The organism is Amycolatopsis oliviviridis (genome assembly GCF_014654365.1).
In the GTDB taxonomy this organism is placed as follows: domain Bacteria; phylum Actinomycetota; class Actinomycetes; order Mycobacteriales; family Pseudonocardiaceae; genus Amycolatopsis; species Amycolatopsis oliviviridis.
Map to the genome: position 1 here is coordinate 105,552 of NZ_BNAY01000005.1, position 21,934 is coordinate 127,485.

Here is a 21,934-nt window from a genome sequence, read left to right on the forward strand (position 1 = left end):
ACGCGTCCCCCAAGCGCAATGAAGGGGCCTTTCATCGCAAAATTTGCAATGAAAGGCCCCTTCATTTCAAGCTCGCGCCTAGTGTTCGACGAGCTCGTCGAGCGCCTGGTCGTAGCTCAGCCGGACGTCGTGCTCGGCCTGGTCGCCGCCCAGCAGCTCCACCCGGCTGGTGGCAGGCGGGTAGCCGCTGGCGATCACCGTGTACGTCCCGGCGGGCAGGTCGCTGACCGTGTAGTTGCCCTCCGCGTCGGTCCTCGCCACGGCGGCGACGCCGCCCGAGGAGTCGAGCACGGTGATCCGCGCGTCCGGGACCACCCGTTCGCCGTCGGTCCGGGCGACCCCGCTCAGCAGGATCGTGCTGACCAGCTCGACGTCGTGGCGCAGCACCCCGGAACCGGTGGCGGTCAGCGTCGCCGCGACCGGCCGGAACCAGCGGCCGCTGGCGACGATGGTGTACCGCCCGCCCACGATGCCGGCGAAGGAGTACACGCCGTTCTCATTCGTGTGCGTCCTGGCCACCTGGTTGCCGTTGTGGTCGATCAGGGTCAGCGCCGCGCCCGGGACGTTGGTCGCGTCGTCCCGGCGGACGTGCCCGCTGATCTGCGCGGATCCCGCCCGGAAGGCCCCGTTGCCGTTCCCGTTGGTGAGCGCGTGCTTGCCGGGCTCGACGGGCGCGGTCACCACCGTCTTCTCGGAAGCCGTCTCGACGGGCTTGGCCTCTTCCTCTTCGAGAAGAGCTTCGCCACCTTCGAGAGCCGAAGCCGCCGAAGGAGCCGAAGGAGCCGAACCGCCGAGCAGCGGGATCTCCTTCATGAACATCAGGACCAGCGTCGCCAGCAGCGCGACCGCGCCCGCCACGTAGAACACCGTGGTGATCGACTCGGTGAAGCCGATCAGCACCGGGGTCTTGATGGCCTCGGGCAGGCTCGCGATACCGCTCGTGTTGGACTGGATGTCGCCCAGCGCCGCCGCGCCCGGCCCGGTCGGCGCGTTGCCGCCGAACGCCTTGGTGATGTTGCCCGGCAGGACGTTGAACAGGATCGTCAGGAACACCGCGACACCCGCGGTACCACCGATCTGGCGGAAGAACGTCGCCGACGCGGTCGAGACGCCCATGTCGCTGCGCGGGCCCGCGTTCTGCACCGCGATGATCAGCGTCTGCATGCAGGCACCGAGGCCGAGGCCGATGATCGCGGCCGCGACCAGCGGGTGCCACAGCGCGCTGTTGTACTCGACCTGCGCGAAGAAGAACGCGCCCGCCGCGATCAGCAGCGTGCCGACCACCGGGAACACCTTGTAGCGACCGGTCTTGCTGGTGATCTGGCCCGAGATGATCGAACCGCTCATGATGCCCGCCATCAGCGGGATCATCAGCAGACCCGACTCGGTCGGCGAGAACTCCTGCACCACCTGCATGTACTGCGGGATCATCATGATCGCGCCGAACATCGCGACACCGACGATGATGCCGCCGATGATCGCGACCGTGAAGGTCGAGTTCTTGAACAGCCGCAGCGGGATCAGTGCCGCGTCCTTCATCAGCTTCTCGATGAAGATGAAGGCCACGACGCCGATGGCGCCGATGACGTAGCAGATGATCGCGTTCTGCGAGCCCCAGCCCCACTTGTTGCCCTGCTCGGCGACGATCAGGAACGGCACCACGGCGACGACGAGCGCGAGCCCGCCCCACCAGTCGATCTTGTGGTCGTGGCGCTGGTGCGGCACGTTGAGCACGCGGGCGACGACGAACAGCGCGACGATCGCGATCGGCACGTTGATCAGGAAGACCCAGCGCCAGCCGGCGATGTCGTAGCCGAAGACGCTGCCGAGCTTGTCGAAGTCGGCGAAGAACCCGCCGAGCACCGGGCCGAGCACGGTGGAGATACCGAACACGGCGAGGAAGTAGCCCTGGTAGCGGGCGCGTTCCCGCGGCGGCACGATGTCGCCCATGATCGTCATCGCCAGCGACATCAGACCGCCGGCGCCGAGGCCCTGGATCGCGCGGAACGCGGCCAGTTCGTACATCGACGTCGCGAACGCCGAAGCGATCGAGCCGACGAGGAAGATCGAAATCGCCGCGATGTAGAACGGCTTGCGCCCGTAGATGTCGGACAGCTTGCCGTAGATCGGGGTGACGATCGTCGAGGTGATCAGGTAGGCCGTGGTGATCCAGGCCTGCAGGTCGAACCCGTTGAGGTCATTCGCGATGCGGACGATCGAGGTGCCCACGATCGTCTGGTCGAGCGCCGCCAGGAACATGCCCGACATCAGGCCGATCAGGATCGTGACGATCTGACGGTGACTGAGCCGGGGCCCCTCTTCGTGAACTGCTGGCGGACTTTCTACTGCGGAACTCATTGTTCAGGCCCCCTTGGCCTTCGACGCCGACGCGGGATCGGCGAACTGTGGAGATGTTTTCTCGATGTCGTTGTTCAGCCGTCGGAACAGCGAGTTGAGGGTTTCCCGGTCGGAGTCGGACCAATCGCCGAGTACCTCGGCGAGCCACTGGTTCCGCTGCTTGCGGTTCTCCTCGAAGACCCGGAGTCCTTCGGCGGTCGGTGCGAGCAGGCATGCCCGGCCGTCTTCGGGGTCGGCCAGGCGCTCGACCAGCCCGTGCTGGACGAGGGAGCTCGACTGCCTGCTGATCGTCGAGATCTCGGAGTGCAGGAACTCGGCGAGTTTGCTGGTCCGCTGGGGTCCGACGTGGATGAGGCAGAAGAGGATCGCGTACGCGGCCCGCTCGATGCCGTCCGGTCCCTGCTTGGACACCTGGGACTTGGCCCGGTTGACCAGGCGGACGAGCCGCACGAGCTCGTGCCCGAGGGTGTCGGCCAGGTCGAGGTCGGCCTTCGACCTGGTGCCGGGTGTCGTGGGTGTCATGATGGTCTCTCTCGCCGGTTGCTTGGTCACTGCAACTAGTTGCCTTGAGCAAGGATGTTCCTCTTGGAGGAGCTTCGCAAGGAGAAAGTGACCGGGTGTGTCTGATGACACTTTAGTTGCCGCATGCAAGCACATTTATTCGTGCATGTTTGTCCGGTTCGCCCGGCTTGGGTCGCTGAGCTGCGCTTTTGCCGGTCGCGGAACAAGCCGGACGGTGCGCGCTTTGAAGGAGTCATGACCGACTCCGCGCTCTACGCGATCCTCGCCGACCGCAACTTCGGCACCCTCGCCACTGTCAAACGTGACGGCAGGCCCCAGCTTTCGACCGTCAACTACCTCTACGACGCGGACGCCGGCGCGATCCTGATCTCGATCACCGAGCCGAGGGCCAAGACCAAGAATCTCCGGCGCGACCCGCGGGCGACGTTCCATGTGTCGACGGAGGGCGGCGACGGTTACGTCGTCGTCGAAGGTCCGGCCGTGCTCACGCCGACCGCCGCTTCGCGTGACGACGCCACCGTCGACGCGCTGGTGGACCACTACCGGCGGGCCCGGGGCGAGCATCCGGACTGGGAGGAGTTCCGGGACGCCATGGTCGCCGACCAGCGCGTCCTGCTGACCATCCCGATCGAGCGCGTCTACGGCCTGCGGATGTAGTGCCTCATGCGTTTCGTCCTCTGAATGCGGTCCTTGCACGCGCAACTACCGCATTCAGAGGACGAAATGCGGGAGGAGGTCAGCGGGTGATGCGGGCCTTGATCTCGTCGATCCGGTCGAGCAGGGGGCTCGCGTCGTCCCGGCCGAGTGCGGCCCGCAGGTAGAGGCCGTCGCCGACCAGGATGACCAGTTCGGCGGTCAGCGGGTCGCCGACGTGCTCGCTGATCAGGTCGTGGACCTTCTGGTTGTAGACCTGCACGACCTCGAAGACCCGTGGCTCGTTGAGCATGATCCGGATCGTCGCCATGGTCGTGCGGACCAGCGGTTTGCGCTCGGTCACGTCGGTGATGGCGGTGCGCAGGTACCACGAAACGACGCCTTCGGGTGCGGACCGCGCCAGTTCGAGGTCCTCTTCGGACAGGCGCGCGAGACGTTCCATCAGGCCTTCGATCAGGGCTTCCTTGGAGCCGAAGTGGTAGAGCAGGCCGCCCTTCGAGACCCCGGCGTGCGCGGCGACGGCGTCGAGGGTGACCCCGCCGGGGCCGTGCTCGATGAGGATCTCCTCGTACGAGTCGAGGATGCGTTCCTTCGCGGTGGGCTTCGCCATATCAGTTGACTATACCGTCTGGACGGTTTACCTTCGAACGAGGCGGTAACTGTACCGTCCAGACGGTTTAGCTTAAGGAGAGTGCGCCATGGCGGGGCGCAAGCAGTGGTGGGCGTTGGCGGTACTGGTGCTTCCGGTGCTGCTGATCAGCGTGGACATGACCGTGCTCGGGTTCGCGCTGCCGTTCCTGTCCGAGGATCTGGCACCCACCGGTGCGGAGCAGTTGTGGATCGTCGACATCTACTCGTTCATGCTGGCGGGCCTGCTGGTCCTGATGGGCACGCTCGGCGACCGCGTCGGCCGTCGCAAGCTGCTGCTCATGGGCGCCGCGGCGTTCGGTGCCGCGTCGGTGCTCGCGGCCTTCTCGACCAGCGCGTTCATGCTGATCATCGCCCGGGCGCTGCTCGGCGTCGGTGGCGCGACGCTGATGCCGTCGACGCTGTCGCTGATCCGCAGCATCTTCACCGACCCGAAGCAGCGCCGGACCGCGATCGCGGTGTGGAGCGCCGGGTTCTCCGGCGGGATGGCGCTCGGGCCGGTGCTCGGCGGCTGGCTGCTGGAGCACTTCTGGTGGGGTTCGGTGTTCCTCATCAACGTCCCGGTGATGCTGGTGCTGCTGATCGTCGGACCGTTCGTGCTGCCGGAGGCGCGTGACCCGAAGCCGGGCCGCTTCGACCCGTTGTCGGCGCTGCTGTCACTGGCCGCGATGCTGCCGGTGGTCTACGGCATCAAGCTGGTCGCCGAACACGGCTTCGGTCTGAAGGCCGCGATCAGCGTCCTGATCGGACTCACGCTCGGCTACCTGTTCGTCCGCAGGCAGAACCGCCTCGACGAGCCGATGCTCGACCTGAAGCTGTTCTCGAACCGGGCCTTCAGCGGCTCCGTCGTGACGAACATGCTCGGCGTGTTCGCCATGGTCGGCCTGTTGTTCCTGGTGCCGCAGTACCTGCAGCTGGTGCTCGGGCTGACCCCGGTCGTCGCCGCGCTGTGGATGCTCCCGGCGACGGCCGCCGGTATCGCCGGCGCGCTCCTCGCGGCCTGGCTCGCGAAGCGGATCCGGGTGTCCTTGCTGGTCAGCGGTGGTCTCCTGGTCGCCGCGGTCGGGTTCCTGGCGTTGACGCAGGTGTCCGCCGGCGGCGGGCTCGCGTACGTCGTCGTGTCGTTCACGCTGCTCGGGGGCGGTGTCGCCTTGTCGGAGACGCTGACGAACGACCTGGTCATCTCGGCCGCCCCGGCCGAGCGGGCGGGTGCCGCTTCGGCGATCTCCGAGACCGGGTTCGAGCTGGGCGGCGCGCTCGGCACCGCGATCCTGGGCAGTGTCGCGACCGCGGTCTACCGGTCCGGCCTGCCGGAGGGCACGGCCGAGTCCGCGCGGGACACGCTCGGCGGCGCCGTCGCGACGGCGCAGCAGCTCGACCCTGTCGCGGGACAGGCGCTCCTGGAGTCGGCTCGTGAGGCCTTCACCCAGGGGGTGCACGTCACCGCATGGGCGGGCGTCGCCGTGCTCGTCTATACAGGTGTACAAGCCTTCGTTCTGCTCGATCGGAAAAAAAGTTCCGCAGTGCGGATCTAATCGAGCTTACGATGAGGGTATGAGCAACCCCCTCGTCACCCGGCTCCGCGAGCATCTCGGCACCGCCGCGGTGCTCACCGACACCGACGTCACGGACGCCTACTCGCGCGACATGATGCCGCTGGCCGACAGCGGCAAGCCTCTCGCGGTGGTGCTGCCGTCCGATGTGGAAGGGGTGCAGGCCGTGGTCAAGGCCTGCGCGGAGTTCGAGGTGCCGATCGTGCCCCGCGGCGCCGGCAGTGGTCTGTCCGGCGCCGCGAACGCGATCGACGGCTGTGTCGTGCTGGTGCTGACGAAACTCGACCAGGTCGTCGAGATCGACGAGGGCAACCGGCTCGCCGTCGTGCAGCCCGGCGTGGTGAACCTCGATTTCCGCAACGCGGTGGAGAAGCACGGCCTGTTCTATCCGCCGGATCCCTCCAGCTACGACTGGTGCACCATCGGCGGGAACCTGTCCACCAACGCCGGTGGACTGTGCTGCGTGAAGTACGGCGTCACCACGGATTCCGTGCTGGGACTGGAAGTCGTGCTTGCCGACGGTTCGGTGCTGAACACCGGGCGCCGCACGGTGAAGGGTGTCGCGGGCTACGACCTCGCGCGGCTGTTCGTCGGCAGCGAGGGCACGCTCGGCGTGATCACACAGGCGACCGTCGCGCTGAAACCGTTGCCACAGCTGCCTTCCACGCTCGTCGCCGCCTTCAACAGCACGGAGGCCGCCGGTGAAGCCGTCGCGCGGGTCGTGCGCGAGGGGCTGGTGCCGTCGCTGATGGAGATCATGGACGCGACGTCCATCAAGGCCGCCGAGGCCTATCTCAAGACCGACCTCGGCACGAGCGCCGACTGCAAGGCCTTGCTGCTCGCGCAATCCGACTCCGGCGGCGAGGTCGCGCGGCGGGAACTCGCGGCGCTGGAACAGATCTGCGTCGACTGCGGCGCGGATCTGGCCTACGCCACCGAAGATCTCGAAGAGGGCAAGATGCTGCTGCAGGCGCGGCGGGTGGTGCTCACCGCGCTGGAGATGTACGGCGTCTGGCTGACCGACGACGTCTGCGTGCCGCGCACCCGGATCGCCGAGCTGATCGCCGGCTGCGAGCGGATCAGCGAGGAGGTCGGGCTGCGGATCGCCGTCGTCGGCCACGCCGGTGACGGGAACATGCACCCGACGATCGTCTACGCGCAGGACTCCGAGGAGGAGTTCGCCCGCGCGCGGAAGGCTTTCGACGCGATCCTCGACGTGGCCCTGTCGCTGGGCGGGACGGTCACCGGCGAGCACGGCATCGGCCGGATCAAACGCGAGTGGCTGGCCAAGGAGATCGGCGAGGTCGGCCTTCGGGTGCATCGCCAGATCAAGCAGGCCCTCGACCCGGGGAACCTCTTCAACCCGGGCTCGATGTTCTCCCTCTAGCTGCAATGAAGGGGCCTTTCATAGCAAAATTTGCTATGAAAGGCCCCTTCATTGCACGGGGGTGAGCCGGAAGGGGTCAGTCGCGCACGCGCGGGATCTGCTGCGTCGCGTCCAGGTCCGCGGCCGGAGCGGCCGAAGCGGTGGCGGCCTCGTGCTTCTTCTCGCGCCGCGCCTTCAGGTACTCGATCACGATCGGCACCACGGACACCAGCACGATCAGGATGAAGATCGCGTCGATGTTCTTCTCGATGAAGGTGACCCCGCCGAGCAGGTGGCCGAGTGCGGTGATCCCGGCGGCCCACAGGATGCCGCCGATGACGGTGTAGGTGAAGTACTTCTTCGGGTCCATCTTGCCGATGCCGGCGATCCAGGTGATGAACGTCCGCACGAACGGCACGAACCGGGCCAGCACGACCGCCTTCGGCCCGTGCTTCTCCAGGAACGCGTGTGTCTGGTCGACGTACTTCTTGTTGAAGAACTTCGAATCCGGCTTGCGGAACAGCCAGGGCCCGATCTTCCAGCCGAGCCCGTAACCGAGCATGTTGCCGATCAGGGCGGCGAGCGTGACCAGCACGCACACCAGCCAGAGCGGGGCTTTGATCGAGCCGTTGGCGATGAGCAGGCCCGCGGTGAACAGCAGCGAGTCGCCGGGCAGCACCGGGAAGATGCTGCTTTCGATGAAGATGATCAGGCAGAGCACGGTGATGACCGGGACGGTCAGCCCGCTCAGCAGGATCTTCGGGTCCAGCCACTCGGGCAGGAGGCCCATCGTCGTCACGGTGTTCTGCGCCAGGATCACACCAAAACGGTACAGGGTGACGCTGAGTGCCTTGATCCGGCGGGACGGGCGGCTCAGATCAGCGTGAGCAGCCCGATCACCGAACCGGCGGCGAGTCCCAGCAGCACGGCCAGCAGCAACACCCAGTACGCGGGCAGCGGGGCACTGCCGGGCGAAGGAGCCGGAGGCGGCGTCGGGCGCTCTGCCAGCCGGGCCGTCTCCGCGTCCTCCAGTGCGACGCGCTCCCGTTCGAGCGAGTCCGCGCCGGCGCCGGAGAGCAGCCCGTACTGCAGCGGCAGCTCGTTCTCCCCGGGAATCGGCCCAGGAGCCTCCGGGGCGTCCGAACTACCCTGCGTGTTCGAATTGCCCTGTGTATCCGAATCGTCCGCTTCAACCGGTTTCTCGGTCGAAGCCTCGGAGATCCGCTCCGCCGAAGGGGCGAAGACGGCCTGAGCGCGCAGAGCGTCGGCTAGGAGTTTTTCCGGGTCCTTGGGCTCGCTCATCCGGGACTCCCTTCGCCGCTACCCGTCGCTGACCGACACACCACCTTCGACCGCGCCGCTGAGCGGGGCCGTGGCGCTCAATGTAGCCGCAGCGTCGTCCTTGACCCATTCGCCCTGGCGAAGCACCTTGGCCGGCCGCAGGTCGCGGTCGAGCACGACGACGTCCGCCGCGAGCCCGGCGCGCAGCGAGCCGGTCCGGTCGGCGATGCCGAGCAGTTCGGCGGGGCGCCCGGAGGTCGCGCGGACGGCGTCGAGCAGGTCGATGCCCGCGCCGCGGACCAGGTTGCGGAAGGCCGCGTCCATGGTCAATGTGCTGCCGGCGAGGGAGCCGTTCCCGGCCAGCGTGGCGACGCCGTCACGGACGTCGACTTCGAGGCGGCCCAGGATGTAGCTGCCGTCGGCGGCGTCGGTGGCCGACATCGCGTCCGTGATGAGCACCGTCCGGCCCTTGCCGGCGTGGTGCGCGGCCAGCCGAAGCACCGTCGGGTGCACGTGGACGAGGTCGCAGATCAGCTCGACGGTGATCCGCTCGTCGTCGAGGAGGGCGCCGATCGGGCCCGGCTCGCGATGGTGGAGGGGCCGCATGGCGTTGAAGAGGTGTGTCGCGACGGAGGCGCCCGCGTCGATCGCGGGGACGATCTGGTCTTCGACGCCGTCGGTGTGCCCGATCGCCGCGATGACGCCCGATTCGGCCAGTTGCCGCACCGCCTTGATCCCGCCGTGCAGTTCCGGGGCGAGGGTGACCATCCGGATGTCGCCGCGGCCCGCGCCGAGCAGCGCGTTGACGGTCGCCGTGTCCGGCTCGATCAGCGTCGCCGGGTCGTGCGCTCCGCAACGGGCTTTCGAGATGAAGGGTCCTTCGAGGTGAATTCCGGCAAGTTCACCCTCTTGGACCAGCTCACGCAGCGCCGCGATCTGGTCTCTGAGCACCGGGATGGGGTCCGAGACCAGACTGCCGAGCATGGTCGTGGTCCCGTGCCGCCGGTGCGCGCGGACCGCGCGGAACAGCTCCTCGGGGTTCCCGCTGGAGAACGAGCCGCCCCCACCGCCATGGCAGTGGGTGTCGACGAACCCGGGTACGACCAGGCACCCGTCGACGTCTACGCGGTTGATGTCCGGGGGTGTCCCGGTACCGACTTGGACGATCTTGCCGCCGGCGATAGCCAGCCAGCCGTCGTCGAGTACACGGTCCGGGGCGACTACCCGGCCGCCCACGATCACGAAATCTCCGGCGCCTCTCACGCCCCCCAGCATATATTGGTCTGGACCAAGCATGGCGGCACAACCCAGCGGTCGAGATGAAGGCCGGGCATCAGTTCGGTGACTGCATCGCTTTCTGCAGCGCCTCGAGTGCCCGGCTGGCGGTTGACTTCACGGTACCTTTCGAAATACCGGCGGCCTCGGAAATCTCGGCCTCACTCAGCCCACCGTAGTAACGGAGCACCAGAACTTCGCGCTGGCGAGGGGGCAGTTTGGACAAAGCGCCCACAACGGCCTGATGTTCACTCGACAGCATGGCGAGGCTTTCGGCCGAACGCGCGTTGACGGCGTGCGGCGCGACGTACTCGCGCGCGGTCTTGCGGCGGCGCAGCACGCTGCGCGACCCGTTGACCACGGCGGTGCGCAGGTAGCCGACGGCCGCGGCGGCGTCCCGCAGCTTCCCCCAGTTGCGGTGCAGCCCGGTGAACGCCTCCTGGACGACGTCCTCGGCCGTGGCCGGTTCGTCCACGAGCAGGATGGCCAGCCGGACGAGCCGCATCCGGTGCTGGCGATAGAGATCTTCAAGGGTCAGCGGTGCCGCAGGCGGCGGTGGCGTGACCGGTCCGTCCATGGTGCGCAGGTGGCCGAGGGTCGCCTCGACACTGCGTTCCGCATTGCCCTCGAACATCTACCCCTACCTGTTCATTTACCCCTTTGAAGCACAACCTGTGCCTGGCGCTCGGTCAGCGTATCGGGTGGGGCGGGACTCCTGCCTGATCGGATCCTGAGAACGCCTTTCCGGTTTGGATAACGTCTACTCCCGACCCGTTCGCAGCGATCTTGGAGACGTCGATGGCCTGGTTCCTGGTGGAGATCCGGTACGTGCAGGAAAAACTGGAGGACGTGCGCCCCCGGCACCGGAAATTCCTCTCCGACCTGGCCGAACAGGGCGTCGTCGCGCTCGGCGGCCCGCTGGGCGACGGCTCCGGCGGCATCTCGCTCTACCAGGCGGCCGACGAGACCGCGCTGCTCGACGTGATCGACCAGGACCCGTACCACCTCGAAGGTGTCGTCGCCGAGCGGACCGTCCGCGAGTTCAAGCCGGTGATCGGCGCCTGGCTGCCGAAAGAAGCCTGACAACTCAGAGATCGAGGGTGACCGGCCCGCGTTCGACGCAGACCCGGACGCGGTCGCCGGCCACCGTCGGCAGCTCGCACGTCCCGCAGAACCCCTGGCGGCACGAATAAGCGATACCGGGCACGGATTCCCGCAGGACATCGAGGGTGGAGCGGTCGGCGGGCACGTCCAGCGTCCGGCCGCTGCGGGCCAGTTCGACGCGGAACGGCTTGCCGCCGACGATCGGCGGCGTCGAGAACCGCTCGAAGAAGACCGGCCCCGAACCGCGCAGCGCCGCGTCCGTCCGGACGCCGGAGATCATCGGAACCGGGCCACAGCAGTAAATCGGGGCACTCTTTCGTGCCCCTTCGAGCAGCTCCGCGCCCGAGGCGGGAATGCCGTAGTCCGTGTCCGGGCGGATCCAGACACGGTCTCCGTATCCGGACAATTCATCCAGGAACGGCATCGAAGCCTCGTCGCGACCGGTGTAGACCAGCCGCCAGTCCACGCCCGCGGCGGCCGCTTGCCGCACCATCGGCAGGATCGGCGTGATCCCGATGCCGCCCGCGACGAACAGGTAGGCCGGGCTCGCGACGAACGGGAACGCGTTGCGCGGGCCGCGCGCGGTGACCCTCGCGCCCTTCTTCAAGGCGTGCACCGCCGTCGATCCCTCGCCGAGCAACCGGACGCCGACGCGGTAGGCCGCGCGGTCGTCCGGGTCGCCGCATAGGGAGTACTGGCGGACCAGCCCCGGCCGCGGCGAGAGGTCGACATGCGCGCCGGGCCGCCACCGGGGCAGCGGTTCGCCGCGTTCGTGCACCAGCTTGAGACTGACGACGCCTTCGGCCTCGGCGCGGACGTCGTCGACGACCAGCGGGAGATCGCGGTCGACGGCGGCCACCGGCGGACGACGGCGCCCGCTCACGCCGCTGAGCCTGCGGTACAGCGCGACGACACCGGTCAGCGACGCCATCGCGCGGTCGGTCCGCCCGCTGCCGTCGAGCCGCAGCGGGCGCGTCGGCGGCGTCACCGTGGTTCGTCGGCGGCCAGCGCGGCCGGGGAGCTCGCGAGGTACGCGACGGCCTGATCGGTGTTGCCGGTTTCGGTGGGGTGATAGGACTTCCGGAAGTACGGCAGGAGTTCGCGCCGCAACTGCTTGCCCGAAGGCAGCAGCCCGAGCTTCGCCACCCGCAGATAGGTCCGGAAACGTGTCTTGCCCGGCCGCGTCGGGTCGTTCTTCATGAGGAACCTGGTGCCCCGCAAGAAGACCCACGCGAGCACCGGCGTCACGACGAGCATGCTGCGCACGCGGCGGCCGTAGCGCCCGTCGAGGTGCATGAACAGATCGAAGGCCACCGAACGGTGCTCGACCTCTTCGGCGCCGTGCCAGCGCAGGAGATCCAGCATCGTCGGGTCGGCGTCGGCCTTGTCGAGCGCTTCGGCGTCGAGGATCCACTGCCCGAGGAAGGCGGTGTAGTGCTCGATCGCGGCGATGACGGCGAGCCGTTCGATGAGCCATTCTTCGCGCCGCTTGGCGGAAAGCTCGCGATCGCCGAGCAGGCGGCGGAACATCCACTCCATCTGCGCGATGTACGGCCGCACGTTCACGCCCGCCGCTTCGAGGTGTTCGGCGGCGCCGTCGTGCGCCTCGGCGTGCATGGCCTCCTGGCCGATGAAGCCGAGGACGTCTTCCTTGAGCCGCTCGTCGCGGATCAGCGGCACGGCCTGCTTGAACACCTCGACGAACCAGCGTTCGCCCTCCGGCAACGCCAGATGCAGCACGTTGATCGTGTGCGTCGCCTGCGGTTCGCCGGGGATCCAGTGCATCGGCAGCGACGCCCAGTCGAACTCGACGTCACGCGCGTGCAGGACGATCTGCTCGTGATCCTCGTGCTGTGCCGTCACGATGCCCTCCCGCTGAGTTCGTAGTCGCTCGGGTCGACCTTGCGGGTCTCCAGCCAGTAGCGCCAGGTGAAGCCCGGCCAGATCGTCCGGTTGACGCCCTTCGCGTCGAGGTACCAGCTCTTGCAGCCGCCCTGGGTCCACACGCCCTTGACGAGCTTGTCCTGGATCTCGCGCTGGAACTTCTCCTGGACGCCGGGGCGGACGTCGAGCGCGGCGGCGCCCCGCGAGTCGGCGAGCTTGATCGCGTCGACGACGTACCGGGCCTGCGATTCGATCATGAACACCACGGAGTTGTGGCCCAGCGCGGTGTTCGGGCCGAGGAGGAAGAACAGGTTGGGGAAGCCGGCGACGCTGATGCCCTTGTGCGTGTGCATCCCCTCGGTGGCCCATTCCTTGGCGAGGTCGCGGCCGTCGATCCCGGTGATGTCCAGGTACTCCAAGGCATCCGTGACCTTGAAGCCGGTGCCGTAGACGATCGCGTCGACCTCGTGCTCGACGCCGTTCCCGTCGACGACGCTGTGCGCCTTGACCTCGCGCACGCCGTCGGTGTTCACGTCCACATTGGACCGAGCGATCGCCGGGTAGTAGTCGTTGGAGATCAGTACACGCTTGCAGCCCATGGTGTAGTCCGGGGTGACCTTCTTGCGCAGCTTCGGATCCTTCACGCCCTTGCCGATGTGGCGCTTCGCGATCACCTCGCCCGCCTTCATGATCGCGGGGTGGCCGTTGAAGCCGACGGCGCGCACTTCGAGGAACCAGTACAGCGCGTTGCGGTAAAGCCGTTGTACGCCGGGGATCCGGCGGAACGCGGTCTTGGCCCAGTTCGGCATGGCGTGGTCGGGTTTCGGCATGATCCACGGCGGCGTGCGCTGGAACAGCGTCAGCTCGGCGACGTCGGGCGCGATCTTCGGGACGAACTGGACCGCGCTGGCGCCGGTGCCGACCACGGCGACCTTCTTGCCGCGCAGGTCGTACTCGTGGTTCCACTGCGCGGAATGCCAGGTCTGGCCCTTGAACTTCTCGATCCCGGGCAGCTTGGGGACCTGCGGGATGTGGAGGCCACCGACACCGGAGACGACGAACTGGGCTTCGAGGTCACCCGACTTCGTCTGCACGTGCCAGCGGCGCGTGGTGTCGTCCCAGGATGCGCCGGTGAGTTCGACGCCGAACCGGATCTTGCGCCGCAGCCGGTACTTGTCGGTGACGTCCTTCAGGTACTGGAAGATCTCCGGGGCGGGTGAGAACGACCGCGACCAGTCCGGGTTCTGCTCGTAGGAGAACGAGTACATGTGGGACTGCACGTCGCAGGCGCAGCCGGGGTACGAGTTGTCCCGCCACGTACCGCCGACTTCGTCCGCCTTCTCCAGGATCACGTAGTCGGTGATCCCGGCCTTTTCCAGCTGGATGGCCTGGCCGAGCCCGGAAAATCCGGTGCCCACGATCACGACCTTGAATCGCTCGGTCATCTGCGCCCTCCGCGTCGAGGCTTTCCTGCGCGGATGACGTTACCTGAAGTAACAGTTACTTTCTAGTACGACTTACCCGTCAGTATGTTCCGCCGAGCTTCGAGTGATCCCAGCTCACGATGTTCGTGGGCGTGAAAATCAGCCCGATCCGCTTCGGGGCCTGCTTGCCGATGAAGCCGGCGAGCTCGTCGGGCACCGGGTCCCCGGGCTTCGCGCCCGCGTACCGCTGCATGAGCTTGATACCCATCTGGGTGACCACGGCGGTGTCGGTGATGACCTCGACGTCGGCTTCGAGGGAGATCCCGCGGAGCTTGTCGTAGCTGTCGCCGTCCTCGATGAGCACCGTGGCGCGCGGGTCGCGCTCCAGGTTCTTCGCCTTCTGGGACGAGCCGTAGGTCCAGGTCGCGATGCCCGATTCGTGCGGGTAGTACCAGAGCGGCGCGAGATGCGGGCGGCCGTTCGGGCCGATCGTCGCGACGTTGATGACCTTCTGCTCGTCGAGGTACGCGGCGAGCTCGTCAGGTGACATGCGGATCTGGTCGCGACGCGACATGCGGTCAGCCCTTCGTGTTGGACGCTGTGGCGGCCCGGCCTGCCTGACCGGTTATCGAAGATTCGTACGCGCCGCGCTGCTCGATGTCCACGAGTGCCGCCGCGTCGGCCTTCTTGATCCGGCCCTTCGCGCCGATCTCGATGATCGGCGGCAGGAACGCGCGGATCAGCTTGAGCCCGCCGACCCAGCGCGGCACGTGCACCGTGCGGGCGCGTTTGTTGACCCCGGCCTGGAGGTGGTCGAGCGCGACGGACAGCGGGTAGGTCTTGCCGAGCAGTCCGGGCATGCCGGTGCGGAGCTTGCCGAAGACCGGGTGCTTGTCGGCGCTTTCGACCAGGTCGGTGCGGATCCAGGTGGGGTGCGCGACGCCGACCTTCACGCCGAGGTGGGCGACCTCGGCGCGGAAGCTGTTGCAGAACGCCTCGACGCCCGCCTTCGCGGCGGCGTAGTTGGCCATGCCGGGCGCGTGGGTGATCGCGGCCAGCGAGGAGATCGCGAGCAGGTAGCCCTTGCGGTCGAGGACATGCGGGAGGGTGACGCGGAAGGTGCGCCAGACGCCCAGGAGGTCGACCTCGATGACCTTCTCGAAGGCGGCCGGGTCCACCGACCGGACGAAGCCGGAGGTCGCGATGCCGGCGTTCGCGATGACGATGTCGATTCCGCCGAAGTGCTCGACGACGCCGGCGGTGGCCCGCTCGAGGTCGTCCCAGCTGGTGACGTCGGCTTCCCAGGCGTGGGCGTTCGCGCCGATCTTGTCGGCGACCTCCTGCTGTTCCTTGGCCTCGATGCCGACCAGGGCGACCTTCGCGCCCTGCGCGGCCAGGCGTTCGGCGAGTCCCGCGCCGATGCCCCTCGCGGCGCCGGTGATCAGGACGACCTTGCCGTTCACGCTGTTCTTGGCCACGTTGCCTCCTCGTCCGAGCCCTAAGGCTTTCGGACGGTACCCCAACCTACCCGGAGTAAGCTACCCGCAAGTAAGTCCGCGTTTCGTCCTCTGGATGCAATGGTTGGTAGTGCGAACTACCGCATCCAGAGGACGAAACGCGACGAGCGTCAGCTTCCGGAGGCGGTGTTGAGGGCGTCGAGCTCGCCGGGGGTGAGCGCGAGGTCGGCCGCGGGCAGGAGGTCGTTCAGCTGCTCGACCGAACGGGCGCTCGCGATGGGCGCGGTGACGGTCGGCTGCGCGAACAGCCAAGCCAGCGAAACGGCCGCGACCGAGACGCCGCGATCGCCCGCGATCCCGTCGAGCGCGGAAAGAACCCGCTCACCTCGTTCGTCCAAATAGGACGAAGCGCGGGCGGCACGCGGGCTGTCGCCGAGGTCGTCCTTCGACCGGTACTTCCCGGCCAGGAAACCCTTCGCCAGCGAGAAATACGGCAGGATGGTCAGTCCCTCCCGCTCGACCGTCGGCGCCAGGTCGCGTTCGTAGTCCCGCTCGACGAGGTTGTAGTGCGGTTGCAGCGCGACGTACTTCGCGAGACCTTCACGGTCCGAAATGGACAGTGACTCGCTCAGTCGTTCCGCCGAGTAGTTCGACGCCGCGATGTAGCGGACCTTGCCCGCGCGCACGAGCGCGTCGAAGGCACGCAGTGTCTCCTCGATCGGGGTCTCGGGATCGTCGATGTGCGAGTAGTAGAGGTCGATGTGGTCGACCTGGAGCCGGCGCAGCGAATCCTCGGCCGCCGCCGCGATGTTCGCCGCCGACAGCCCCTTCCGCTGGTCCCACATACCGGTCTTGGTCGCGATGACGACGTCGTCGCGACGGCCGCGACGGCTCAGCCAGTTGCCGATGATCGTTTCGGAGCCGCCGCCCGAGTAGAGGTCGGCGCTGTCGATGAAGTTGCCGCCGGCCGCCGTGTAGGCGTCGAGGACGGCGAAGGATTGCTGTTCGTCCGCGGTCCAGCCGAAGACGTTCCCGCCGAGGTTGATTCCCCGGACGTCGAGGTCGGTGTTCCCGAGTTTCGCCATGCCTCGAACATAAGGGAAGACATCGGCGGGGCGTGGTGTTAGCTCGGAACATGGGAATCGAACTCGGCAGGATCGGCATCTGGCAGCACGAAAGCGTGTTCACCCCGGAACTCGCGCGTGAACTGGAGGAACTCGGCTACGGCGCCATCTGGCTCGGCGGCTCACCGGCCGGTGACCTCGCGAAGGCGGAGGAACTGCTCGACGCGACGAAGACGATCAAGGTCGCCACCGGCATCGTCAACATCTGGAAGGACGACGCGGCGACGGTCGCCGAGTCCTACAAGCGCATCGAAGCGAAGCACCCGGGCCGCTTCCTGCTCGGCGTCGGCGCGGGGCACCGCGAGCACACCGCGGAGTTCAAGAAGCCGTACACCGCGCTGGTGGAGTACCTCGACGCCCTCGACGAGGCCGGAGTGCCCGTCGAAGGCCGCGCGCTCGCCGCTCTCGGCCCGAAGGTGATCAAACTCGCAGGGGACCGCACAGCGGGAGCTCACCCGTACCTGATGACGCCCGAGCACACGCGCCAGGCGCGCGAGATCCTCGGCGAGGGACCGCTGCTCGCGCCCGAGCAGAAGGTCGTCCTCGAGGCCGATCCGGCGAAGGCCCGTGAGATCGGACGGGGCGGTGTCGGCTTCTACCTCGGCCTCGTCAACTACACGAACTCCCTGCGGAAACTCGGTTTCACCGACGAGGACCTGACGGGGCAGGGCAGTGACAAGCTGATCGACGCGCTGGCCGTCCACGGCGACGCCGAGACGGTCGCCCGCGGCGTCACCGCGCACATCGAAGCCGGTGCGGACCACGTGAACATCCAGGTACTGAACCAGGACCCCTTGCCGGTCTACCGCGCGCTCGCCGCCGTCCTGCTCTGACGCGACGGCTGTAGGCACCTCCCGGCCGACCTCGTACGATGCGGCCGAGAGGTGCACCAGCCTGCTTCGAGGAGGAGTAAACGATGCCCATCGCCACCCCCGAGGTCTACGCGGAGATGCTCGACCGGGCGAAGGCGAACGAATTCGCCTACCCGGCCATCAACGTGACCTCGTCGGAGACCCTGAACGCCGCCATCCGCGGGTTCGCCGAGGCGGAGAGCGACGGGATCATCCAGTTCTCCACCGGCGGCGCGGAGTTCGCCTCCGGCCAGAAGGTCAAGGACATGGTGACCGGTTCGGTCGCGCTCGCCGAGTTCGCCCAGGTCGTCGCCGCCAAGTACGACGTCAACGTCGCGCTGCACACCGACCACTGCCCGAAGGACAAGCTCGACGGCTTCGTCCGCCCGCTGATCGAGATCTCGGCGGAGCGGGTCAAGAACGGCCAGAACCCGCTGTTCCAGAGCCACATGTGGGACGGCTCCGCGATCGACCTCGACGAGAACCTCGAGATCGCGCAGGAGCTGCTCGCCAAGGCCGCGGCCGCGAACATCATCCTCGAGGTCGAGATCGGCGTCGTCGGCGGCGAGGAAGACGGCGTCGAGGCCGAGATCAACGAGAAGCTGTACACCGCCGAGGGCGACTTCCTGAAGACGATCGACGCGCTCGGCTCCGGCGAGAACGGCCGCTACCTGCTGGCCGCGACCTTCGGCAACGTGCACGGCGTCTACAAGCCGGGCAACGTGAAGCTGCGCCCGGACGTGCTCAAGGGCGGCCAGGAGGCGGCGTCGAAGAAGCTCGGCCTCCCGGCCGGTTCGAAGCCGTTCGAGCTGGTCTTCCACGGCGGTTCCGGCTCGCTGCCGGAGGAGATCCGCGAGGCGGTGTCCTACGGCGTCGTGAAGATGAACGTCGACACGGACACGCAGTACGCCTTCACCCGGCCGATCGCGGACCACTTCTTCAAGAACTACGACGGCGTCCTGAAGATCGACGGCGAGGTCGGCAACAAGAAGGTCTACGACCCGCGTAGCTACCTGAAGGCCGCCGAGGCCGGCATGGCCGCGCGTATCGTCGAGGCCGCCCAGTCGCTGGGGTCGGCGGGCAACAAGCTCTCCTGACTAGAACGCATTTAGTCCTCTGAATGCGTTTGGTTTGAGTACGTGATGGCCCCCTTCACTGCGTCTAGCGCAGTGAAGGGGGCCATCACGTACTTGTCGTGGCTCAGGCGGCCGGAAGCTCCGAGCGCCCCCGGCGCTTCTCCAGCAGCGAGTTCACCGCCCGCGTCCCCGGTCCGGCGGCGGCCCACAGCGCGCCGACCCCGACCAGGCAGACCGCGGCCGTCCAGTACGCCACCGGCGGCGCCGACTCCGTATGCGCGTCGCCGAGGATCCACGGCCGGAACTGTGACTGCACCCACAGCATCCCGTAGCCGAACGCCGTCACCAGCAGCGCGCCGGCGCCCGCCGTCAGCACCGGATGACCCCGTCCGATGCGGAACGCCAGGTCGACCGCGAGTCCGACGGCGAGCAGGTAGAACGGCACGACCGAGATCGGGAAGCCCATCCCGAGCAGCAGCGGCCACATCACCAGCCGGTAGGCGAGGTAGGCGGCGGCGACCGTCGTCCCGGCCCAGCGGAAGCCGGTCGTGTACCGCGCCAGCGCGAAGATCAGCGCCATCACGCCGATGCCCCACAGCGGGTAGACCCAGTCGTCGATCGGCATCGTGAAGTACTCGACTGCCACCCGGTCGACCGGATGCCCGATCTGGTCGGCGGCGAAGTTCAGCAGCTCGGGCTCGGCCTCGGGCGTGCCGCGTTCCCAGGCGCGCAGGCCGAGGATGCCGTACTCCTGCTGGCCGTTCGGGAAGAACGTGTTCTCCAGGAAGAACGCCCACAGTCCGATCAGGACACCAGTCCGCGTCCGGCCCGGCTTGGCGTACTTCAGCCAGCCCATGATCACCCCGGCCTGCATGATGCCCGTTCCGATGTAGAGCATCATGTGCGACGGGCTCCACGCGGTCAGGTCGAGACCGTTGACGCGGTGGTTGATGACGTCCAGCGGCGCCGCGATGAGGAACACCACGAGCCCGATCTGCATCAACCGCAGCGAACGCCTGTCGGCGCCCATGCCGGTGTAGCTGTGGATCGCCACCAGCACCATGATGATCACCGTGCCGACGGTGTTGATCAGGTGCGGCGGGGCGAGGTCGTCCCGCAACCACATGAAGTGCCACGACATGTCCCAGGACGAGCCCACCAGTTTGAAGGCGAACGCGGCCAGCCACATCGAGTAGCAGAAGTTCAGCACCCAGTCCGGTGTCGCCTGTCCCGGCGCGCCGCGGTGCCAATGAAGTTTGAAGAACAGCCTCGTCTTCGCGATGGGGCTGCGGGGGATGACACCCGGCGAAAGGTCCCCGGTCACTTCTGTCGCCTTTGTCATGCGGGACATCTTCCCTGCTCCAGGTCACGAGATGGGCATTTGGGGTCGAAAATCGGGGTTCACCCGTAGGGGTGGCGGATTTGCGGTCGGCGTGCGAAGCAGGGCAAGGTGTGCCGCCATGATGCCGAAACGACTCGTCGCGGCGGTGCTCGTCGCCGCTCTGGTACTGGCCGGTGGGGGCATTCTCGGGAGCCTGTTCTTCTAGTCACACGCCGTTGGCAAGATGGGGCGCATGACGAATCTCCTCGGCCCCCAGCCGACGCATCTCCCCGAGCACACCGCCGCGCAGGCGGCGCTGGACGCCGGGAGCGATCCGGCCGCCGTCGCCGCCGAGCACCCCGACTACAGCGAGGCGTGGGCCGCCCTCGCCGAGAAGGCGCTCGAAGCAGGCGAGACCGTCGCTGCCTACGCGTACGCCCGCACCGGTTACCACCGTGGCCTGGACCAGCTTCGCCGCGCGGGCTGGAAGGGACACGGCCCGGTGCCGTGGTCGCACCGGCCGAACCAGGGTTTCCTGCGTTCCCTCGCCGTCCTCGGCAAGGCCGCCGGCAAGATCGGCGAGACCGAGGAGTACGACCGCTGCAGGACCTTCCTGAGCGACTCGGACCCCGCCGCCGCGGAAGCCACCGGCCTCAAGTGAGCCGCTATGAAGGACGCTTTCATGGCAAAATTTGCAATGAAAGCGTCCTTCATAGCGTTCGGTGACCCCTAGAACAGCCCGCAGTTCCCCACGGCCGGCAGTCCCGCGAAGCGACCCTCAAGCCAGGCGAAGGCCTCCGGGAAAGCCCGGATAGCCCCACCCACGTGCGTGGGAACCAGCGAAGTCGAGAACTGCACCTTCGCGCCCTTCGCACACCACGAGCGCGCCATGGTCCGGCCCTGTGCGTAGGGCACGATGTCGTCGAGTGCACTGTGGACGACCAGCGTCGGCGCGCCCGGCTTCCGCGCCCCGATGAGCTGCTCGCCGACCCGCGTCTTGTACGGCTCTTCGCCGAGGTACGCGGTCAGCGGCCTGCCGTCCTTCGTCAGATTCTTCGACTGGGTGAACGCGTGCGCGAAGATCGCGTCCACTGTGCACTCCTGCTTGACCTTTTCGAACGCTTCGGCGCCCTTCGCGTTCAGCACGGCCGGGATGTTCAGCTCCGGGTACGCCGCGTCCATGCTCACCAGCGTGAACCCGAGGAACCCGAAGGCGTAGTGACCGTCGATGTTCTTGCCGACCTCGGCCAGGTCCGCCGGGACGGCGCCCGCGTACGAGCCCTTCAGCTTGAGTTCGGGCGCGTACGACGGCTGCAGTTCGGCCGCCGACGCTGACGCGCCGCCGCCCTGCGAGTAGCCCGCGGTCGCGACCGGACCGTTGTCCGGCAGGTTCGCTTCGGGCAAGCGTTGCGCCGCGCGGATCGAGTCGAGGACGGCGTTGCCTTCCGCGACGCGGTTGACGTACGTGTGGACGCCGGGAGTGCCGAGGCCCTCGTAGTCGGTGACGACGACGCCGTAGCCGCGAAGCAGCAATCCGGCGATGAAGGGGCCTTCGTACTCCATGCCCGCCGAGAGGGCCTTCGACGGCGCGCACTGGTCGCCGACGCCCTGCGTCCCGGCCGCGTAGCCGATGACAGGCCGCTCGCCCGCGCCGGTCCACGCCTTCTTCGGGGTGAGGACGGTGCCGGTGACGGCGTTCGCCTTCCCGTGCGTGTCGGTGCTGCGGTACATGATCCGCTGGACGTCCGCGTCGGCCTTGATGAGTTTCACGGGATCGACGTAGAACGTGGACGGTTCGTGCCGGATGATGTCGCCGGGAACACCCGCGGGCAGTGGCGACGGGGGGGTCGTAGAAGGACGGTTCGGCGATGGCCTGCGGTGCCCCGAAGGTCAGCAGGGCCGCGACGGTGGCCGCCGAGACGGCGGCGGGAACACCGCGCCGGGATCCTGGACGCATGGTTGCTCCTCGTTGAGCACACATTTTCGACAGAGGTGTCGGAAAAGAGAGTCAGTGAGGTGGCGCACAATGTCAAGTC

General features: G+C 67.7%; 21 protein-coding genes and 1 pseudogene. 7 read left to right on the top strand and 15 right to left on the bottom strand.

Going from position 1 to position 21,934, the window contains the following annotated elements; translation table 11 throughout:
- Positions 1 to 78: 78 nt before the first annotated feature.
- A complete protein-coding gene (locus IE302_RS22150) occupies positions 79 to 2,358 on the bottom strand; it encodes an MFS transporter (RefSeq protein WP_191256418.1) in 2,280 nt (759 codons plus the stop codon).
- A gap of 3 nt (positions 2,359 to 2,361) precedes the next feature.
- Positions 2,362 to 2,880 (bottom strand): MarR family winged helix-turn-helix transcriptional regulator, encoded by a 519-nt coding sequence (locus tag IE302_RS22155; RefSeq protein ID WP_026467141.1) that lies wholly within the window; start codon positions 2,878 to 2,880, stop codon positions 2,362 to 2,364.
- A gap of 234 nt (positions 2,881 to 3,114) precedes the next feature.
- Between IE302_RS22155 and IE302_RS22160 the strand changes: the two genes are divergently transcribed.
- Positions 3,115 to 3,537 (top strand): PPOX class F420-dependent oxidoreductase, encoded by a 423-nt coding sequence (locus IE302_RS22160; protein WP_191256419.1) that lies wholly within the window; start codon positions 3,115 to 3,117, stop codon positions 3,535 to 3,537.
- Between the two features lie 79 nt (positions 3,538 to 3,616).
- On the opposite strand, the gene IE302_RS22165 is transcribed toward IE302_RS22160, so the two are convergent.
- Positions 3,617 to 4,144: a TetR/AcrR family transcriptional regulator gene (locus IE302_RS22165; protein ID WP_191256420.1), complete on the bottom strand. Its 528-nt coding sequence runs from the start codon at positions 4,142 to 4,144 to the stop codon at positions 3,617 to 3,619.
- Between the two features lie 88 nt (positions 4,145 to 4,232).
- Between IE302_RS22165 and IE302_RS22170 the strand changes: the two genes are divergently transcribed.
- On the top strand, positions 4,233 to 5,717 hold the full coding sequence (locus tag IE302_RS22170; protein WP_191256421.1) for an MFS transporter: 1,485 nt from the start codon (positions 4,233 to 4,235) through the stop codon (positions 5,715 to 5,717).
- 19 nt (positions 5,718 to 5,736) lie between these two features.
- Complete coding sequence (locus tag IE302_RS22175; protein ID WP_191256422.1) at positions 5,737 to 7,122, top strand: FAD-binding oxidoreductase; 1,386 nt, start codon at positions 5,737 to 5,739, stop codon at positions 7,120 to 7,122.
- Between the two features lie 76 nt (positions 7,123 to 7,198).
- On the opposite strand, the gene IE302_RS22180 is transcribed toward IE302_RS22175, so the two are convergent.
- The 4 genes from IE302_RS22180 to IE302_RS22195 all read right to left on the bottom strand — a co-directional run bounded on the left by IE302_RS22180 (position 7,199) and on the right by IE302_RS22195 (position 10,291).
- The gene (locus tag IE302_RS22180) at positions 7,199 to 7,921 is read right to left on the bottom strand and encodes a DedA family protein (RefSeq protein WP_191256423.1); all 723 of its coding nucleotides are present in this window, start codon (positions 7,919 to 7,921) and stop codon (positions 7,199 to 7,201) included.
- Between the two features lie 53 nt (positions 7,922 to 7,974).
- A complete protein-coding gene (locus IE302_RS22185) occupies positions 7,975 to 8,403 on the bottom strand; it encodes a hypothetical protein (protein WP_191256424.1) in 429 nt (142 codons plus the stop codon).
- Between the two features lie 18 nt (positions 8,404 to 8,421).
- The gene (nagA, locus tag IE302_RS22190) at positions 8,422 to 9,624 is read right to left on the bottom strand and encodes an N-acetylglucosamine-6-phosphate deacetylase (RefSeq protein WP_191256905.1); all 1,203 of its coding nucleotides are present in this window, start codon (positions 9,622 to 9,624) and stop codon (positions 8,422 to 8,424) included.
- Positions 9,625 to 9,715: 91 nt separating this feature from the next.
- Complete coding sequence (locus IE302_RS22195; protein ID WP_005152416.1) at positions 9,716 to 10,291, bottom strand: SigE family RNA polymerase sigma factor; 576 nt, start codon at positions 10,289 to 10,291, stop codon at positions 9,716 to 9,718.
- A gap of 164 nt (positions 10,292 to 10,455) precedes the next feature.
- Between IE302_RS22195 and IE302_RS22200 the strand changes: the two genes are divergently transcribed.
- A complete protein-coding gene (locus IE302_RS22200; protein WP_191256425.1) occupies positions 10,456 to 10,740 on the top strand; it encodes a YciI family protein in 285 nt (94 codons plus the stop codon).
- A 4-nt stretch (positions 10,741 to 10,744) separates the two neighbouring features.
- On the opposite strand, the gene IE302_RS22205 is transcribed toward IE302_RS22200, so the two are convergent.
- The 6 genes from IE302_RS22205 to IE302_RS22230 all read right to left on the bottom strand — a co-directional run bounded on the left by IE302_RS22205 (position 10,745) and on the right by IE302_RS22230 (position 16,611).
- On the bottom strand, positions 10,745 to 11,749 hold the full coding sequence (locus tag IE302_RS22205; protein WP_191256426.1) for a PDR/VanB family oxidoreductase: 1,005 nt from the start codon (positions 11,747 to 11,749) through the stop codon (positions 10,745 to 10,747).
- Positions 11,746 to 12,624, bottom strand: a complete 879-nt coding sequence (locus tag IE302_RS22210; protein ID WP_191256427.1) for a metal-dependent hydrolase — start codon at positions 12,622 to 12,624, stop codon at positions 11,746 to 11,748. The genes IE302_RS22205 and IE302_RS22210 overlap by 4 nt, the downstream gene beginning before the upstream one ends.
- Positions 12,621 to 14,090, bottom strand: coding sequence for a flavin-containing monooxygenase (locus IE302_RS22215; protein ID WP_191256428.1), 1,470 nt, complete (start codon positions 14,088 to 14,090; stop codon positions 12,621 to 12,623). The genes IE302_RS22210 and IE302_RS22215 overlap by 4 nt, the downstream gene beginning before the upstream one ends.
- Before the next feature lie 79 nt (positions 14,091 to 14,169).
- Positions 14,170 to 14,643: a pyridoxamine 5'-phosphate oxidase family protein gene (locus tag IE302_RS22220; protein ID WP_191256429.1), complete on the bottom strand. Its 474-nt coding sequence runs from the start codon at positions 14,641 to 14,643 to the stop codon at positions 14,170 to 14,172.
- Positions 14,644 to 14,647: 4 nt separating this feature from the next.
- Positions 14,648 to 15,547 carry an SDR family oxidoreductase gene (locus IE302_RS22225; protein WP_191256430.1) on the bottom strand — a complete coding sequence of 300 codons (900 nt, stop codon included), beginning with the start codon at positions 15,545 to 15,547 and terminating at the stop codon, positions 14,648 to 14,650.
- Positions 15,548 to 15,696: 149 nt separating this feature from the next.
- On the bottom strand, positions 15,697 to 16,611 hold the full coding sequence (locus tag IE302_RS22230; protein WP_191256431.1) for an aldo/keto reductase: 915 nt from the start codon (positions 16,609 to 16,611) through the stop codon (positions 15,697 to 15,699).
- A gap of 50 nt (positions 16,612 to 16,661) precedes the next feature.
- On the opposite strand from IE302_RS22230, the gene IE302_RS22235 reads away from it, so the two are divergent.
- Together IE302_RS22235 and fbaA are read left to right on the top strand one after the other, a co-directional pair.
- Positions 16,662 to 17,483: an LLM class F420-dependent oxidoreductase gene (locus IE302_RS22235; RefSeq protein ID WP_191256432.1), complete on the top strand. Its 822-nt coding sequence runs from the start codon at positions 16,662 to 16,664 to the stop codon at positions 17,481 to 17,483.
- 83 nt (positions 17,484 to 17,566) lie between these two features.
- The gene (fbaA, locus tag IE302_RS22240; RefSeq protein ID WP_191256433.1) at positions 17,567 to 18,598 is read left to right on the top strand and encodes a class II fructose-bisphosphate aldolase; all 1,032 of its coding nucleotides are present in this window, start codon (positions 17,567 to 17,569) and stop codon (positions 18,596 to 18,598) included.
- Positions 18,599 to 18,701: 103 nt separating this feature from the next.
- On the opposite strand, the gene IE302_RS22245 is transcribed toward fbaA, so the two are convergent.
- Entirely contained in the window at positions 18,702 to 19,919 is a 1,218-nt protein-coding gene (locus IE302_RS22245; protein ID WP_191256434.1) for a hypothetical protein, read from the bottom strand.
- Positions 19,920 to 20,151: 232 nt separating this feature from the next.
- Between IE302_RS22245 and IE302_RS22250 the strand changes: the two genes are divergently transcribed.
- Positions 20,152 to 20,559: a DUF3151 domain-containing protein gene (locus IE302_RS22250; RefSeq protein WP_191256435.1), complete on the top strand. Its 408-nt coding sequence runs from the start codon at positions 20,152 to 20,154 to the stop codon at positions 20,557 to 20,559.
- A 68-nt stretch (positions 20,560 to 20,627) separates the two neighbouring features.
- Here the strand turns inward: IE302_RS22250 and IE302_RS22255 are convergent.
- Positions 20,628 to 21,855 (bottom strand): annotated as a pseudogene (locus tag IE302_RS22255) (lipase family protein).
- Positions 21,856 to 21,934 lie beyond the last annotated feature (79 nt).

Coding starts and splice junctions, on each gene's coding strand:
- IE302_RS22150 (WP_191256418.1), bottom strand. CDS start 2,358: ATGAGTTCCGCAGTAGAAAGTCCGCCAGCAGTTCACGAAGAGGGGCCC.
- IE302_RS22155 (WP_026467141.1), bottom strand. CDS start 2,880: ATGACACCCACGACACCCGGCACCAGGTCGAAGGCCGACCTCGACCTG.
- IE302_RS22160 (WP_191256419.1), top strand. CDS start 3,115: ATGACCGACTCCGCGCTCTACGCGATCCTCGCCGACCGCAACTTCGGC.
- IE302_RS22165 (WP_191256420.1), bottom strand. CDS start 4,144: ATGGCGAAGCCCACCGCGAAGGAACGCATCCTCGACTCGTACGAGGAG.
- IE302_RS22170 (WP_191256421.1), top strand. CDS start 4,233: ATGGCGGGGCGCAAGCAGTGGTGGGCGTTGGCGGTACTGGTGCTTCCG.
- IE302_RS22175 (WP_191256422.1), top strand. CDS start 5,737: ATGAGCAACCCCCTCGTCACCCGGCTCCGCGAGCATCTCGGCACCGCC.
- IE302_RS22185 (WP_191256424.1), bottom strand. CDS start 8,403: ATGAGCGAGCCCAAGGACCCGGAAAAACTCCTAGCCGACGCTCTGCGC.
- IE302_RS22195 (WP_005152416.1), bottom strand. CDS start 10,291: ATGTTCGAGGGCAATGCGGAACGCAGTGTCGAGGCGACCCTCGGCCAC.
- IE302_RS22200 (WP_191256425.1), top strand. CDS start 10,456: ATGGCCTGGTTCCTGGTGGAGATCCGGTACGTGCAGGAAAAACTGGAG.
- IE302_RS22215 (WP_191256428.1), bottom strand. CDS start 14,090: ATGACCGAGCGATTCAAGGTCGTGATCGTGGGCACCGGATTTTCCGGG.
- IE302_RS22220 (WP_191256429.1), bottom strand. CDS start 14,643: ATGTCGCGTCGCGACCAGATCCGCATGTCACCTGACGAGCTCGCCGCG.
- IE302_RS22230 (WP_191256431.1), bottom strand. CDS start 16,611: ATGGCGAAACTCGGGAACACCGACCTCGACGTCCGGGGAATCAACCTC.
- IE302_RS22235 (WP_191256432.1), top strand. CDS start 16,662: ATGGGAATCGAACTCGGCAGGATCGGCATCTGGCAGCACGAAAGCGTG.
- fbaA (WP_191256433.1), top strand. CDS start 17,567: ATGCCCATCGCCACCCCCGAGGTCTACGCGGAGATGCTCGACCGGGCG.
- IE302_RS22245 (WP_191256434.1), bottom strand. CDS start 19,919: ATGACAAAGGCGACAGAAGTGACCGGGGACCTTTCGCCGGGTGTCATC.
- IE302_RS22250 (WP_191256435.1), top strand. CDS start 20,152: ATGACGAATCTCCTCGGCCCCCAGCCGACGCATCTCCCCGAGCACACC.